This is a genomic window from Lacrimispora amygdalina, assembly GCF_900205965.1.
Lineage (GTDB): Bacteria > Bacillota > Clostridia > Lachnospirales > Lachnospiraceae > Lacrimispora > Lacrimispora amygdalina_A.
The window spans coordinates 255019-272184 of sequence record NZ_OAOF01000003.1 but is presented as its reverse complement, the minus strand read 5'-3'; the positions used below and the strand labels follow the sequence as shown (position 1 = coordinate 272184).

12 protein-coding genes are annotated in these 17166 nt (G+C 43.1%); 2 read left to right on the top strand and 10 right to left on the bottom strand.

Annotation, left to right across the window (positions count from 1 at the left end):
* Positions 1-125 precede the first annotated feature (125 nt).
* From leuA to srtB, 5 genes are all read right to left on the bottom strand, one after another.
* A complete protein-coding gene (gene leuA / locus CRO04_RS06135; RefSeq protein ID WP_097003348.1) occupies positions 126-1790 on the bottom strand; it encodes a 2-isopropylmalate synthase in 1665 nt (554 codons plus the stop codon).
* A gap of 260 nt (positions 1791-2050) precedes the next feature.
* Entirely contained in the window at positions 2051-3208 is a 1158-nt protein-coding gene (locus CRO04_RS06130; RefSeq protein ID WP_097003347.1) for a toxic anion resistance protein, read from the bottom strand.
* Positions 3205-4446, bottom strand: coding sequence for a 5-bromo-4-chloroindolyl phosphate hydrolysis family protein (locus tag CRO04_RS06125; RefSeq protein ID WP_097003346.1), 1242 nt, complete (start codon positions 4444-4446; stop codon positions 3205-3207). Before CRO04_RS06125 ends, CRO04_RS06130 begins: the two co-directional genes overlap by 4 nt.
* Positions 4447-4530: 84 nt before the next feature.
* On the bottom strand, positions 4531-5886 hold the full coding sequence (gene glmM, locus CRO04_RS06120; protein WP_097003345.1) for a phosphoglucosamine mutase: 1356 nt from the start codon (positions 5884-5886) through the stop codon (positions 4531-4533).
* Positions 5887-5963: 77 nt separating this feature from the next.
* Positions 5964-6719 carry a class B sortase gene (gene srtB / locus CRO04_RS06115; RefSeq protein WP_097003344.1) on the bottom strand — a complete coding sequence of 252 codons (756 nt, stop codon included), beginning with the start codon at positions 6717-6719 and terminating at the stop codon, positions 5964-5966.
* Between the two features lie 145 nt (positions 6720-6864).
* On the opposite strand from srtB, the gene CRO04_RS06110 reads away from it, so the two are divergent.
* Together CRO04_RS06110 and CRO04_RS06105 are read left to right on the top strand one after the other, a co-directional pair.
* Positions 6865-8067, top strand: coding sequence for a BTAD domain-containing putative transcriptional regulator (locus CRO04_RS06110; RefSeq protein WP_097003343.1), 1203 nt, complete (start codon positions 6865-6867; stop codon positions 8065-8067).
* Positions 8068-8104: 37 nt separating this feature from the next.
* A complete protein-coding gene (locus tag CRO04_RS06105; RefSeq protein ID WP_097003342.1) occupies positions 8105-8578 on the top strand; it encodes a methylglyoxal synthase in 474 nt (157 codons plus the stop codon).
* Between the two features lie 95 nt (positions 8579-8673).
* Here CRO04_RS06105 and wecB read toward each other — a convergent pair whose 3' ends face one another.
* Genes wecB through CRO04_RS06080 form a run of 5 tightly spaced genes read right to left on the bottom strand, consistent with a single transcriptional unit; the run spans position 8674 to position 17155 of the window.
* Entirely contained in the window at positions 8674-9765 is a 1092-nt protein-coding gene (gene wecB, locus CRO04_RS06100; RefSeq protein ID WP_097003341.1) for a non-hydrolyzing UDP-N-acetylglucosamine 2-epimerase, read from the bottom strand.
* Positions 9766-9780: 15 nt separating this feature from the next.
* Positions 9781-11400: a glycosyl hydrolase family 8 gene (locus tag CRO04_RS06095; RefSeq protein WP_097003340.1), complete on the bottom strand. Its 1620-nt coding sequence runs from the start codon at positions 11398-11400 to the stop codon at positions 9781-9783.
* On the bottom strand, positions 11397-13553 hold the full coding sequence (locus CRO04_RS06090) for an ArnT family glycosyltransferase (protein WP_097003339.1): 2157 nt from the start codon (positions 13551-13553) through the stop codon (positions 11397-11399). Before CRO04_RS06090 ends, CRO04_RS06095 begins: the two co-directional genes overlap by 4 nt.
* 40 nt (positions 13554-13593) lie before the next feature.
* Positions 13594-15867, bottom strand: a complete 2274-nt coding sequence (locus CRO04_RS06085; RefSeq protein ID WP_097003338.1) for a cellulose biosynthesis cyclic di-GMP-binding regulatory protein BcsB — start codon at positions 15865-15867, stop codon at positions 13594-13596.
* Positions 15868-15880: 13 nt separating this feature from the next.
* The gene (locus tag CRO04_RS06080) at positions 15881-17155 is read right to left on the bottom strand and encodes a glycosyltransferase (RefSeq protein WP_097003337.1); all 1275 of its coding nucleotides are present in this window, start codon (positions 17153-17155) and stop codon (positions 15881-15883) included.
* Positions 17156-17166 lie beyond the last annotated feature (11 nt).

Sequence of the window (17166 nt, the reverse complement as noted above, 5' to 3'; positions counted from 1 at the left end):
GCATTTATTATACTAAAGTCTGCCACAAAAGTAAACGCCGGAGGCAGTCTGCTTTAAAAAGAGAATAAAATGACAAAAAAGGGACCCTGTCTCAAAAAAGATAGGATCCCTTTCATTATCTGATCTTAATAAAACAAACGGTTTACCGCACTGAAGATACCCCGGATCGACGCTCTGGTGATATTGGAACTGATTCCCACACCGTAAGTTGCCTTACCGGTCTTCACATCAAGCAGATGGATATAGGAGGCAGCCTGTGCTCCTGATCCTGATGTAAGAGCGTGCTCGTAGTAATCCAGCACCCGGATCTCGATACCAAGCTCCTTCTCCAGACCCTTCTGGACTGCATCGATAGGACCGTTCCCGACTCCCTCGAATACTTTTTCCACACCATGGTCTGTGTAGCGGACTTTTGCAAGAGTTGAGAACTCCACATCTTCCTCTGCCTCTGTAATCTGGCTCTTTCTGAAATGGACCGGTTCCTTTCTCTCTGTATAACAGCTTTTAAACTCTTCCAGAATCTGCTCAGGCGCAACTTCACCCTGCTTCTCGGAAATTGCCTGAATGACATCAGCAAACTCCTTGTGCATTCCCTTCGGAAGCTTGAAGCCATAGAAGGTATCCATAACAAATGCTACGCCGCCTTTTCCAGACTGGCTGTTGATCCGGACAATGGGCTCATACTGCCTTCCAATATCGGAAGGATCGATGGGAAGGTAAGGAACCTCCCAGAACGGATTCTTCCTTTCATGCATCATCTGCATGCCTTTGTTGATGGCATCCTGATGAGAGCCTGAGAATGCGGTGAAAACAAGCTTTCCGGCATATGGGTGTCTGGGTTCCACCTCCATCTTGGTACAGCGTTCGTAAACATCTACGATCTCACGGATATTCTCAAGATGAAGCTCCGGATTAATGCCCTGGGAAAACATATTATAGGCAACGGTTAAAATATCCACGTTGCCGGTACGTTCTCCATTCCCAAGCAGGGTACCTTCCACACGGTCTGCTCCCGCAAGAAGTGCCAGCTCCGTAGCCGCAATTCCGGTTCCCCTGTCATTATGAGGATGAACGCTTAAAATAATGCTGTCACGGTTTTTAAAACGGGAATTCATCCATTCTATCTGGTCTGCATATACATTGGGAGTAGTCATCTCCACTGTTGACGGAAGGTTAAAGATAATCTTTTTCTCCGGAGTGGCTTCCCAGGTATCCTGCACTGCCGTACAGATATCAAGGGCAAATTCCAATTCTGTTCCGGTAAAGCTTTCAGGAGAATACTCAAGCATAACCTCTCCCTTAAAATCCTGCATGTACTGCTTCACCCATTGGGTTCCCTGCACAGCAATTTCCTTAATCTCATCCATCTCTTTACGGAAGACCACATCACGCTGTAATGTAGATGTAGAATTGTAAATATGAACGATCGATTTTTTAACTCCCTCTAAGGCTTCAAAGGTTCTCTTAATCAGATGCTCCCTGCACTGGACCAGAACCTGAATCACCACATCGTCCGGAATCAGCTTCCGTTCCACAAGCTGCCTTAAGAAATCAAACTCAATCTGGGAAGCAGCAGGAAATCCCACTTCAATCTCCTTAAAACCAAGTTTAATCAGAAGGTTAAACATCTCAATCTTCTCTTCCACCACCATAGGCTCAATTAAAGCCTGGTTTCCGTCTCTCAAATCCACACTGCACCAGATCGGCGCTTTCATAATCTCCCTGCAAGGCCATTGTCTTTCCGGATAGCTTACTACCGGTACCCGCTTATATCTTTCATAATTCAACATGTCTGATCTCCTCCATCTTCCCTTAATGTCTGCTTTTACCTCGTTACATAAAAAATCAGTCCAGGCTCTGGAGTCGATAAATCACGCTGTATTTTTTGACAATGAACAACGTAGGCTTTAAAGGTCTAACCCCATCTATCATCATTCCTTTGCATTAAAATCACATGCCGTGCTGTAACAAACCACCACGGTAAAGTGTTATGCTATTATAGCATGAGTAAAAATGACTTACAAGAAAAACTTTTCAAAACTAACAACATTTATCTGCTCATCTGTAAAAGCTTGGTCTTTAATTCCCCTTCCATACGGGCAAGCTCTGCTTCTGCTTCTCTTCGCTTCTCCCTGCCCTCAACCTGAATGCGAACCACTTCATTAAGGGTTGTAATCAGGGATTCATTGGTCTTTTTCAGGGTTTCCATATCCACAATTCCGCGCTCTGATTCCTTCGCAGTCTCAATGGTTGCCGTCTTTAACACTTCTGCATTCTTTCGCAGCAGCTCATTGGTCATATCCGTAACTTCTCTCTGCGCCTTTGCCGCCTGCTCCGAATGATTGATTCCAATAGCAAGCACCATCTGGCTTTTCCAGAGTGGTATGGTGTTGACCAGAGTGGACTGGATCTTCTCCGTCATTAAAGTATCGTTATTCTGAACCAGTCTGATCTGAGGTGCCATCTGAATGGAAATCATACGGGTCAGCTCTAAATCGTGGATCTTCTTTTCAAAACGTCCGCACATGGCAGACAGATCATTGGCCGCCTGGGCATCTTCCGGAAGACCGCTTTTTGCCGCACGATCCATCAAAAGAGGAAGTTCCTCCTGCCGGACCCTGGTCAGCTTTCTTTTTCCTGCCAGAATATACATGGTAAGTTCTTTAAAGTAAGTGGTATTTAACTCATACATTTTATCTAACAGAGCAACGTCCTTTAAAAGCTGAATCTGGTGATTTTGAAGAAGCTTGCAGATCTGGTTTACATTGGTCTCCGCAGAAGCGTACTTAGCCTTTATGCTGTCAATACGGTTGGCGCTCTTTTTAAAGAAGCCAAAAAAGCCTTTTTCCTGTTCCTCGTCTTCAAAGCTTTTCAGCTCAGTGACCACATTGGAAAGCATCTGTCCAACTTCTCCCAAATCCTTTGACTTTACATTATCAAGAGCCGTCTCAGAAAAGTCAGCAATCTTTTTCTGTGCTCCTGCGCCGTACTGGAGAACCATATTGGAATCTTTTAAATTGATTTTTTCAGCAAAATCAGAAACGAGCCGCTCTTCTTCCGGGGTAAGCTCCGGGTCCGGCACTGCCTGTGTAACCGTAGCTTCACGCTCTAAAAGTTCTGCACCCTCTTTCACACCCTCCGTCTGTTCAAATGGAGTAAGTGTAAGCTGGGGTGCTTCTTTTATCATATCTTCCATATCCTTGCTCATTCTTTCATTCCTCCTGTAAAATCGCTTTCCGCCCAGCCATCCTTTTTGAGCATGGTCTGCAGCACCGACGCATCTGTGGTGATGTCCATAGCCGTATCCTGGTATAGATCATCCAGGAGCCGTTCAAACGCCTGATTAATGGTGTCAAGAGTGCCTTCTATTTCCTTTTTTGCATTCAGGATATTATTGCCCTCGATTCCTGTGCTGTCAAAATCCCGGTAGGCGTTCACCAGCTTTACGGTGGTAGGAAGGTAATAATCCATAAACTGTTCTATCTCTCCCATCTGATCCGGATGCTTTAAAACCGTATCAAAAATTCTCTGTATTACGTCCTCCAGCATGGATATTTTCCGGGATATCACTTCGCCTGGAATGGCATCGTTGGCTTCTTTTAATACCCGCAGATAATTTCTGCCCTGGGCCATTATCTCCTGTAAAGCCTGATTCTCCTGCACAGCCTCCTCAGTAATCTGACTGAGTCTGGCTTCTTCTTCCCGCTCCTTTAATGCCTTCTGGCATTCCAGATACTGGTTATAGGTAGCCTCACTTAATATCAGGCAGGTTTTCTGTTCATCTAAATAAGCATGGGGGAAAATCCCCAGCTTCATCATCTTCTCTATATCCTTCAGCACATATTCACGGGACTTTCCAACACTTGCGGCTAATTCCTCCAGATTGGAATACATCCGTTTTTCTGACTGCTTCGCATAGATTCTGGCCCTTTTTAATCTTCCGGTTATGGACAGTCCGGAAAAAAGAATGAAGCCAGAAGCAGTTCCGATTGCAAGAAGGGATACAAAAGCAATGGCTGCCGCCCATGCAACAGGTTTTAAAATCAGAGAAATAAACAGAGCAGCAAGAAGAGCAATAAAATTAAAACCCAGAAAAAGGCTTCCAAAAACAGTTAAAAGTATCCCGGATACCCGTCCCTGCTGGTTAATCTTAATCTCCTGTCTGCCTGTCCCTGCCTTTACGGTGCTGCTGGTCTGAAATGCTCTGTAGCCAGGTCCCTCATCCGTACGTTTTTTTTCTTCACCGGTTTCACCCGGATCAGTCCGCTTAAGCGTCTGGGTCCATCCTTTCGATCCTTTTACCAGCTGGTTTTTTACTTCCTCAAGCGCAGAGTTTACGGAATCGGATATCATTTGGTTCAGCTGGTTAAAATCCCTGGAATCAATTGCACTTTGTACTGTGCTGCGGATATGTTCTCCTAAGTTCGATTTATCTTTCTTATCCATATTTCCGATCTCCCAAAATAAGTTTGCAGATAAGTACAATCATAGCATGATTTTTTGGTATTTACAATCAGCCCCCCTTTCCGATCAGGAAATAACATGCCCCTTTGATTTCATAACATCAATTACCTGTTCCACATACTGCTCGCATGTTTCTAAATCAGCGGCTTCTACCATCACACGGACCACAGGCTCCGTACCTGACTGGCGCAGAAGAATCCTTCCGCTGTCTCCAAGGCTTTGTGACACTTTATCCACTTCAGCCTTTACCGCTTCATCATCCTGGGCTGCTGTCTTATCGTGAACCCTGACATTTTTTAAAACCTGCGGATAGATCTCCAGCTCAGAAACCAGCTTACCAAGGCTTTCTTTTTTCTCCAGAATCACTTCCATCACTTTTAATGACGTTAAAATCCCATCTCCGGTCGTTGCATGCTTACTGAATATGATATGACCTGACTGTTCACCGCCCAGGCAGTTTCCATTGGCAACCATATTCTCATAGACATATTTATCGCCCACAGCGGTTTTCTCGTATTCAATTCCTTCCCGCTCCAGCGCTTTATACAATCCGAAATTAGACATTACGGTTGTTACCACTTTATTATTTTTAAGGACGCCCTGCTCTTTCATGTATTTACCGCAGATATATAAGATACCGTCTCCATCAACTACATTCCCATTCTCATCCACTGCCAGACAGCGGTCTGCATCTCCGTCATAAGCGAATCCTACATCAGCTCCCACTTCTTTTACAAACTTCACCAGCTGATCAATATGAGTGGAACCACAGCCTGTGTTAATATTCAATCCATTGGGTTCATTACTGATTACATGGGTTTCTGCACCAAGCGCATCAAAGACATTCTTCGCAATTGCCGACGCGCTTCCGTTGGCACAGTCTAAAGCAACCTTTTTATTTTTAAAGGATCTGGTTGCCGTTGAAATCAAATAACCGATATAGCGGTTTCTGCCTGCTGCAAAATCCACGGTTCTGCCGATCTGGTCCTGGGTGGCAAAGGGAAGTTCTTCCATCTCACCATCTAAATATTTCTCGATTTCCGCAATAACTGATTCTTCTAACTTCTCTCCCTTTTCATTGATCACCTTGATCCCGTTATCGTAGTAAGGATTATGGCTTGCAGAAATCATAATTCCGCATGAAAAGCCTTCTGTCCGGACAACATAGGATACGCTGGGAGTTGTGGTTACATGCAGAAGATACGCATCTGATCCTGATGCTGTAAGACCAGCCACAAGAGAGTATTCAAACATATAACTGCTGCGCCTTGTGTCTTTTCCGATTACGATCCGGCATACCTCCTCCGGTTTTTTCCGGCCATAATACCAGCCTAAAAACCGGCCTACCTTAAACGCATCCTCAACCGTCAGTGTTACATTTGCTTCTCCTCTAAAACCGTCTGTTCCAAAATATTTTCCCATATTATTATTCTCCTTTTATACTACTGGGGTGATACAAAGTGATATGTACTATATCATAAACCTGCCTTTTTTTCAATTTAAGGGGCTGATACTGCGTAAAGAATGGTTCTGGCATCATCAAACTCATAGCTGCAGGTGACAAACGACCACAGGGTATCCACCGGCTTTTGCGGTGCCTGATAGAACTGGCCGTTCTTTGTCATCTCATCAACATAAGACTGAAAACTGGCATCTGAATCAAATTTCGTTTTTCTCCGGATACCTCCCGCATCGGTATAGAGCACCGTAACGGGCCGCAGATGAAACTCCTGCTGCGGTGTATAGATCACTATGGTCTGATGGGCCTGGTAAAAAGATTCATCCTTGTATTTTATGATATCTTTAAACATGGAACCGTTTTTCATATGATGCCCATAAATTATGTTATGCCTGCCGGAAAAATCAGGTTCGCTGTCACAATCCAGAAAAATAGCTCCTGACGGATTCTTTTTTCCCTCAAAATCTGTATCTAAGTAAGTATCATTGTTATCTGTCCTGACAATGGGGTAATCGATATTTGTGCCTTCAATGAGGATCCAGCCGACAACATCCGGATTGATTTTCTTAAGTTTATCAAAATCAATGGGGGAAACGTAAGGTTCTTCTTTATTTCCCTCTGTAACTGTATTGGCAGTCGTGCTCTCCTTCGTTCCCTCTGCAAGCTCTGCCAGACTTTCATAAAGATGCTCAGAATCCTGCCTCTCCCGGTAATCCGAATAAAGTGCACCGGCTCCCGCTGCCAGAAGCAGGAAGGCAAGCACAAGAATTCCTGCTGACAGTTTGTTTCTGTTCATAACTATCTCCTGCTTTCTTTTTTGTATTCTTATGCTTCAGTATAGCTTATTTTAATAAAAATCTCAATCTTTTATAAGCTGCGCTAGACTTTTGGCGTTTTTTTCTATATACTAAGGAAAGAAAATGTTACTTTGGAGATAACTTATGAAAAAACAAGAGACGATCATTTATGTGAACATGCTAGGCGGCTTCTCCGTTGCAGTAGGAGACAAAATAATAGTTGATCAGAATAATCAGGCAAAAAAACCATGGAGTCTTTTGGAATATTTGATCACCTTTCGGGGAAGAGATATTCCAGTTGAGGAATTAATCGACCTGTTCTGGAAGGATGAAGCAAGCAATAATCCTGCCGGTGCTTTAAAGACACTGATGTTCCGTGTCCGTAAACTTCTTGAGCCTCTTGGATATCCAACTCAGGAACTGGTATTTCAAAACAGAAAAGCTTACGGCTGGACAAGGGATCTTGTTACCGTGTGTGACACAGACAAGTTTGAAGAACTTTGTCTTCAGGCTGAAAGCAAGGAATTTCCGGAAGAGACACGCCTGAAACTGTCAATGGAGGCTTTTCATCTTTATAAGGGAAACTTTCTTCCTAAATCCGAATGGGAATCCTGGGTAATTCCGATTCATACGTATTATCATACCCTTTATCAGAAATTAGTCAAAAAAATTCTTTCCATGTTAGACAACCGGAAAGATTATCCCACTATGATTGATGTCTGCCAGCAGACAATTTCTATCGATCCTTACGGAGAAGATGCTCATTACTATCTGATTTATGCCCTGTACCAGAGCGGCAATCAGATGATGTCACTGGAACATTACAAACGGGTGAATGACATGTTCTATAACGAATTCGCCATCACTCCTTCCATCCGCTTTAAAGAGCTGTATAAGATGATCAGCGATAAAAAGCATGGAATTACCATGGATTTAAGCACTATCCGGGAGATACTTCTGGAAGGCGGAACCAATAAGGGGGCGTTCTGCTGTGAGCCTTCTGTGTTCCGGGATATCTACCAGCTGGAATCCAGAGCCATCGAACGAACCGGAGATTCCATCTTTTTATGCCTGCTTACCATCAGCAACTTAAAGGGGGAATTATTAAAGCCTGCAGTTCAGACCAGAGCCATGGATGAGCTGGGCAGTTCCATCCGCAATTCGCTGCGAAGAGGTGACGTTTACAGCCGGTACAGCGTAAGCCAGTATTTAATGCTTCTGCCTACTGCAACCTATGAAAACGGAGAGATGGTTTTAAAGCGGATCATCCAGAATTTCAAAAAGGAATACTCGAGAAAAGATCTGTCCATTACCTATTCTCTGCAGAGTGTTCTGCCATTTAATTAAGGTTTTACTTATCACTACCTACTACAGGAGGACTATGATGTTACAGGAAGATTTTATTACATTGACGCTTCAAAAGCAAAAGAACATAGCACTGATCGCCCATGACAATGAGAAACATTCATTGATTGAATGGTGTATAGAACACAAGGAGATCTTAAAAAATCATACGCTTTGCGGTACTGGTACCACAGCACGTATGATTACAGACCAGACCGGTCTTAAAGTTAAGGGGTATAACAGCGGTCCTTTAGGCGGTGACCAGCAGATCGGTGCCAAGATCGTGGAAGGACGGATTGATCTGGTTATCTTCTTTTCCGATCCCCTCACTGCACAGCCTCATGATCCGGATGTAAAGGCGCTGCTTCGTATTGCCCAGGTTTATGATATTCCCATTGCCAATACCAGAGCGACTGCTGATTTTATCATAACTTCTCCGCTTATGGAACAGACTTATGAACATCAGGTAATTAACTTCAATAAGAATGTTGCAGACAGAGCGAATACACTGTAACATGTAATAAATCAAATGGAGATACTGCTTCAATATCTGTTTTAGCAGCATCTCCATTTTTTTATCCGTTTCTTAGATTTTACTCTGTACTATTTTTATCTCAGCAGAATATCTGCAATTCTTCCGCTGGCCTTACCGTCTCCATAGGGATTGCCCGCCCTGCTCATCCTCTCATATAAATCTTTATCACTAAGCAGACCGGATACGCAATCATAGATACTCTTTTCTCCAATCCCGGCCAAAACCAATGCCCCTGATTCAATTCCTTCCGGCCGTTCGGTTGTTGTCCGCAAAACAACAACCGGTATTCCCAGACCGGGTGCTTCTTCCTGAATCCCACCGCTGTCTGTCAGTATTAGCGCTGCCCTTGCTAGGAAATTATGAAAATCAACTACATCCAAAGGCTCAATCAGACGGATCCGTTCCTCTCCTGCCAATACAGAACCTGCAATTTCCCTGACGAGTGGGTTTAAATGAATGGGATAGATGACCTTAACGTCGGGATAATCCTCTGTGATCCGTCTGACTGCCTGGAAAATCTGCCTCATGGGATCTCCAAGATTTTCTCTTCTGTGAGCGGTCAGTAAAATCAGGCGGCTTCCGGATGACCATTTTAGCAGATCATGATTATAGTCCTCCCTGACAGTTGTCTTCAGTGCATCGATTCCAGTATTGCCTGTAACAAATATGGCAGATGACTTCTTTCCCTCACGAAGCAGATTCTCTCTGGCCTTCTCAGTTGGAGCAAAATGGTATTCTGCCATAATACCAATAGCCTGTCTGTTAAATTCCTCAGGATAAGGAGAATAAAGATCATACGTCCTTAACCCGGCCTCTACATGACCTACCGGAATGTGCAGATAAAAGCAGGCAAGTGCACAGGCAAATGCCGTGGATGTATCTCCATGTACTAAAACCACATCCGGCTTTTCCTTTTCCAAAATAACACGAATGTTATTTAAGATACTGACGGTAATCTCAAACAGCGTCTGCTTCTCCTTCATTATGGAAAGATCGTAGTCCGGATTAATGGAAAATGCTTCCAGAACCTGTTTTAACATGGATTTATGCTGCCCTGTAACGCATACGCACACTCTGGCCTCATTTCTTCTTTTCAGTTCTTTCACCAGAGGACACATTTTTACAGCCTCTGGCCTTGTTCCAAACACAAGCATAATATTTTTCACATTTAACTCCTTACATCAGTCATACGGTTTTCCAGTATATTCATAGGCCAGCATTGCCATTACCTGATCAAACGCGGTAATCCCGCTGCCATCTTCCATACCAAAAGCTCCGTAATAAGGATAGGCAGTATCCATAATTCTCATTTTATCCATTTTTCTCAGGGCTTTCCCACGAAGTTCCATATCGCCTTCTGTCTCTGCTATCATTGCAATCAGAGCGTAAACGGCCGTTGAATCATAATTATAACCATCTGCAACAGTTCCATCTGTTTTGTACCGTGCCTTTACTCCCTGGGAGTCCATACGGGCATTTAACCATGCCATGGAATCCTCCGGCAGCAATCCGGCTTCTGCCAGGTGAAGCAGTGTAACCATGGCTTCTGCTGAATTTAAATCATCAGATGCATAGGATTTCTTCCCGTAATGATACCAGCTGTAATACAAGGGAAATTCATCACTTATTTTTCCGCCCAGAATTATCTTTCTGGCATACTGATACGGTTCTTTCAGCCTGTCATCCAGATCTGCCAGCCGGGCCATGGTTTGTAAATCCCCATAACACAGAGTAAACCTGTCTGCGTATTTCCGATAACGAAATTCATAGAAATCCACATAATTCCTATTATGCATTCCGTATTTTGCAACCTCAGAGGAATAACTGTTTATCAGCTGGTCATAACCGCCCCACAAATTATCCGCAGAGATAAGTGCACCCATAATCCGCAAATCATCTAACAGTGAATTTACCTGCACCGGCTTGTTTCCGCTCACTTTCCAGGATGTTAATCCATTCTGGCGCATTACCCCGGTAATATAGGATAGAACTTTATCAAACAACTGCTGATCTTTGCGCAGCACTGCATATTCCAGCAACACTCCCTGGGTTTCACTTAATACATCGCTGTTCATGGCATCGCCGGTTGCAGGATCATAGGACGTGTGTACCCCGCCCCTGTCATCCATCAAATGATTCAAAACAAAATCGCCGGTTATTTTTGCGCTGCCCTCAGTCAGATCTCTAACATATCCCTCAAATATAGAATCTTTCACAATCGGCTTTGTGCTCCATGACCGGATCACCCCGTGCTCATCCAGAAATAATGTGGTTGGTATGGAATGAAGTCCCAGCTCATTCCAGGCCGATAAACCCACATCGTAATAAGCTTCGACTGGGATTGCCTGATCAGAAAGATACTGTTTTGCTGCCTCCTTTGTCTCCTTCTTATTATCTGATTTATTTACCAGAATATATTGAAGATCTCCATACTTTTTTGAAATGTTTAAGAATTCACTGGTATGTGAGAGTTCGTTTCTGCAATCCGGACACCAGCTTGCCCAGAAAGTTATTATAACCGGCTTACCCTCAAACTCTTTGATTGATACCTTTTTTCCTGAATCACTAAAAAAACTGATATCCGGAATTTTTTCACTTAGATTGCAGTGTTCCGGAAGAATAGCAGTAATGTCGTCAAGAGAAGTTTCTTTTGCACTATCTTTTTGTTTTTTTAGCAGATCTTGTTCCCTGTTAAAATAATGGGATAATAATAACAGACCTCCGGTGGTGAATACCGTCAGCATGCAAAGTATGATTATCAATACTTTTTCCACTCTGGTGGGGGGAGGTGCCTTTTTCATACCGTATTCCCTCCTTCATTCTTTGCAGCGTCTGCATGGATCTGCCTCACCTGCTCTATTTCTTCCCGCAGCATGGTATATCCTTCCAGAAGATCCTTCTGGTTCTTCTCCAGTTCATTGATTTTATTCAGAATATCCTTTAATTCAGAGACCTCATTATTACCAGAAGCGGGTTGATGCAGGTCCATGGAAGGAATAACCATCTCTTTGGATTTGTGTGGAACTTTTCCGGTTTCTGCTATTTCTTCCAGCTCCAGTATAAGTGATTCTAATTCTTTATCTTCAGCCTTCACCGTTTCCTTCTTTCTTACTATTTCGTTTTTTTCTTCCTGCATCAGGTTCGGGGGAGGAGCTTCAGCAGCGGTAACTATGCTTTTTTCCTTTTTTATCTTAACAGGCTGCATATAGCTTTCTGAAACAGTGACAGTTATATTGCCGCTTCGTATGGCAGACTCCATATCAAAGGCATTGGTCATACTCTTATAACGTTGTTCTATAGCTTTATGTTCCTCGAATTCAAATTGTTTTAACAAATCTTCTTCTCTTTTCTCCTGCTTCTCCTTCTGCCGCCGTTCTAAGTCTGATGTTTTTACAAATATCACTGCATTATCAAATATAAATTTTATCCCAACAGATGCAATAATTATAAAAACCGGCAGGATATGAAAATGATACCGGTTCTGGCTTTCCACCATAAGATGAATGGCGGCTGTTCCAAGATAAACCAGAATGAGAACATAGAGAGCGGATGCCCGGCCTTGCAGCAAATAAATCAGCGTCAGAAAAGAGAACAGGACAACAACCATATACGCTATCTGGCTGACACCCTTCATCTGATTTAAAAATACTGCCCCGCCCTGAGCGAGCTGATTTTGCTCTTTTAAAAAAGCCAGATTCCAGTCAGCCCCATAATTATCGTTTCCCCATAGTAATTCGTATTTCTTTATAAAAAGGTTCAGGATTCCCCCCGGGTCGGCAGTCAGCCGTTCATAAGCTTTATTCCTGCAAGCCAACTGTGCCTCTATGGGAGAACCGGTCCGGTCCAGATTCTCATATAGAAATTTGGAATCCTCCTCATTCCACCCGCCATCAGAACTGGTATTGAGTCCCACCAGCAGATTATAGCCAAAGGACTGGCTGAAGGAAGGGATCGATTGATTAATCGTGAGTTCTATATCTGTATGAATGATATTGGATACAGCCATATAAGCAGTCAGAATAAAAGCCGCCCGCAGCCAGCCTTTAGCCAGAAATCTCACCCAGATAGAAATGCTGTTTCTGGGTATGTCTGGCAATTTCGTCTTTAGTGGCAGCAGGAACAACAAAACAGCAATTAATAGAATCAGAGCCATAGGGCGGATTGCCGCCGTTACTGCAATCATACAGCCAAGGACAATATGAAGGAGAACACCTCTGACTGCATGCTTAGTGGCACCATCATAATCCATGACCAGATGAAGAAAGAGGAGAACGCAAAAGTAAAAGAAGAATGTAAAAGAATACTCAGCTGCAAGCATATTGATATAGAGAATTTGGGAGGGCCAGAATGCGGCAGCCGCAAGTGCCGTCATGCCTGCTATTCTTCCACCCAGTCTTCTGGCAATCCGGTAAATGAAAAATACCGTTCCAACAGAAAACAGGACATTTGTAACCTGTCCGTTCCAGACACTTGTCCCAAATAGAACAAATACCGTTTTTAATAGATAGCAGTATCCCAATATATGGGGAAACATCCCAATATAATTGCAATATCCCTCTCCTTTTTCCTGGAGTATTCCCTCTTTTAACATCCATGCAATCTCGTAATAGGTCTTATAATCAGATTCCGGCTGCATAGGAAATTTTTGTATCATATAAATTCTGGCTGCAAATGCCAGGATCAGAATCACAATGACAGTGATCACCTCCAGGCCCAGGAAGTATTTATGATACTTCCTCAGCTTTTCGGTAAATTTAAACCTTGCTAAGAGCAGTGCAAAAAAATTCACTCCTGCCCAGGCGAGGAAAAAGATCAGGATAAGCATTCCTTTCATTGCATACGGATATGCCTGATTCTCCGGTACATCAGAAACGCCGGCAATCAGGATATATGCCATTCCCGCAATTGATAATGCAATACAAAAACTATAAAACCAGTTTTTCTCTAATTTCAACCTTCTCTTCATCCCTTCCCAAGGTTCTGTTTCTTAACTATTATTCATTCTTTTTCCGGTACGCCCGAATCCGCAGCAGGATTATAATAACTGCCAGGAGCATAAAAAACATTGCTGATGTGGCAACTGCTGTAAAAACAAGGGATTTTCTGTTCCGCACCAGCTTTTCCGCCAATGTGGGACCTTCCTTCACTTCCACGGTCTTTATAAACTTAAGAGCTGTCCCCTTTAAGTCAGGATCTATTATGACACAATCCTTCGTCAGTTTTTCTCTTTTGCTGCTGTCTCTAAGATACTCCTGTAGATTTTTAAGCGATTCCTCATTGCTTCCTGTCAGAACCAGCAATGCCCGGTTTAAAGAATAAGGAGATTTAAGAAGCTGCATAATTCCTATCTTTCCTGCATAGCCCCTGGATAAAACAAGCTGCTCATTGCTCTCAAATGAAGTCCCATCCTGGGTAAATTTAAATGCCAGCTTATCTCCGATCCGGGAAATAAACGCATTCCCATTACGTGTACCAGCTGTAATGATATTGTAATCACCGTCCTCTTCATTAAATTCACCTGCCCGCTTCACCAAGATGGTTCCATAAGGCTTTATCTCCGCACCATACATCGCAGCTGCCTGTCCCAAAAGATTGAGTTCCCCAGAGTCAGGTGCATCACTAAGAATCAGCATGACATCATTAAACGCCCCATTTCTGGTAAACGGAGACAGTCTGGAATCAAATGACAGCGTGATGTCATCAGAAGGCGGTAAATAGAGAGCAGATTCCCTGGAAATATATGCCCAGGGCATATCGCTCTGCCTTGGAGTACAAATTAAATCCGGAATTTCCAGATCAAATGAGATTTTGATGCTTGAGGCTGATGTTCCTATCACATCTCCCGGCATCTCAAAAGCCAGCTCATCTCCGGAAGCGTTTTCCAGACTGAGACGTTTGCTTGCACAGGGGATATCTCCCCAAAAAACCGTTATAAGAGAACGTTTAAAATCAAGATTTTCACTGTAACGGAACTTCAGAACCATTTTTCCTCCCTGTGCCAGAACAAAATCCCTTGAAACTGGAAGATAGATGAATTTTTCCTGATGAAACGGTCCTACATAGGAAAGACCGCTTCCCATGATATCCTCAAGCGTATAGTTAAACGCAGCCATATCACTTTGCTTTGCAGCATTGACTGCCAGTTCGCCGCTTCCCTTTTCCACCTCTGCGAGGTTTCCCATCTCCTGCTTACGGCGGTTTTCGTCCATCAGCATGTCAGCTGCCTCCATAAGGCTTGTATCATCGTTTGAAGTTATGACAAGCAGCGGATTTGAACTGGAGTCATCTATAAAATTAACAATTGCCTCTCCGGACAAATCCGGTGCCTTTGTCAATTTTTCTTTGTACCCGTCAGGGAGATTGACATAATCACAGATCAGTATAGTTGCCCGTGGCTGATAGTTATTTAAATCAGAAATACGGCAGATCTCAATCTCATTTCTTTTTCCGGTTCGTTTACTTAAATCAGCCATCAGACTCATGGCAGCAGAGACTTCCCCGGAAGCTGCCATATCAGATACTGCAATCACCAGACCTTTCCCTGTCGGCTGATCGGCAGCCATGAAGGGATAAGGGTAATACGAAATTCTGTGCTGTGGATCCCTGCTTTCATATCCGCATCTGATGTAGGATACATCGGCAATACTAAGCCAGTTTGCATCCGAATAATCGTCAACACAGCCCTGTTCATCAAACAGCCTTGCATAAGCAGAGACAGAAAGTGAATTATAGCCGGTATGAATCTGCTCTAATGGAATCCTGACATAAAGAATCTGTGAATTCCCCTCTTTATACTCCAGTCTGTAAGACTGAAGCGGGACATCATTAATGGAAAAAGTGACGGATGACGTGGTGCTCTCAATGAGCTGGCTGACATCATACTGTATTTTCGCGTACACATACTTTGTGTCCCAGTAATCCTCCACATAAAAATACAGATCCGCAGTGGAATAAATACCTTTTAACGTTTTTTTATAAAAAAATGTATCCTGGGTATGGCTGACCGGTTCATATACAGGTTCATTCTGATCTGGTACCTGGGCGGTTTTTGGATCTGCAGCAGGAAGATAACGGATCTGATCCCCCTGGCTTTCCTGGCTTTCCTGACTTTCCTGGCTTTCCTGGGAAAGATCCAAAGCCGGAGCTCCGGAATTGGAACCGTATACAGTCAAAGGAGTGGCTGTTATGACAATAAACAGCAGACAGGCTGCTAAGACTCTCCCTGCTCCCGATTGTTTCTTTTTATGTTTATCTGCCCAAGTCGTCATTCCCGTTGTCTCCTTACTTTCCTTTTTCTGTCATTTCATCAAAACGTTCTGTTTTATCCCATACAACTTCCTTCTGATAGATCACATCCCTGATCCCCTGAATGATTCCGTTTGCTACAACCAGAACCCACATCTTTGCATAAGTAAACAGCATTACAAATGTAAGCAGTATATTATTGAAATTAAATTCATTTCTTTCTACAGATAAAGTAATTGATACATTTAATACAAACAGTAAAATCGCCATCTCCCAGAGCAGTGAGGAAAAACCTCCCAGGGTTACATGCCCCAATCCCAGAATTCCAATGATAAATATCATATCTGAAAAAATAAGGGAACTGAACATCATCAGATAGACCATGGCATAATAGATTACGTCCAGTCTCATGATTCCTGCATCAGGGTCAAAGGCGTATTTAAAATTACTTTTCAGGACATACAGATTACCTTTTACCCACCGTGTCCTCTGCTTAAACCATTGTTTCAGTTTCTGCGGCTCCTGCTCCCAGGTAACCGCGTGTGGTATAAATTTGATATAATATCCCATTCTGTATAATCGAAAGCTGATCTCCGTATCCTCAGCAAGTGCGTTCACATCCCAGCCGCCCATCCGGTCAATCAATTCCCGCCGTATGACGTAATTGGTTCCAGGTATGGTACACAATTTGAAAAAGAAATACCGTCCTGCCTGATTCATGCACTGATAGGCCAGTGTCTCAATATTTACAAATCTGGTAAGCAGTGACGCATATTTATTTCTGGTCCTGAATTTTCCAATCACAGCCCCCAGCTTATCATCTGACATGAGATTTTCCACCAGAATCCGCAGTGCCTGCTTCTCTGGTGTATTATCCGCATCATAAATAGCAATTACAGAGCCAGAAGCCATGGAAAGGGCTATGTTTAATGCGTTTGATTTTCCTTTTCCTCCCACTATATGATCGGTATTGATGACAATAATTCTGGCAGCCGGATTCTTTTGCTGAATGGTTTTTAAAACCTGGGCTGAATTATCTGTAGAATTGTCGTTTACCACAATAATCTCATACAGATCCTTTGGATAATCAAACTTTAATAAAGCTTCCATTGTTTTTTTCAGCACAATACTTTCATTGTGAGCAGGAACCATAACAGTTACCATGGGATACTCGGAAACAGGCTGATGTCCGTCCGAGCGGTACATTCTCATTATATAAATATAACCGCCGATGGAAAGTACGATATTTAAAAACAACAGCCCCCAAATTGCAAAAATCGAATAAATTGCAAGTACATCAATAAGTGACATGGTTACCCTCC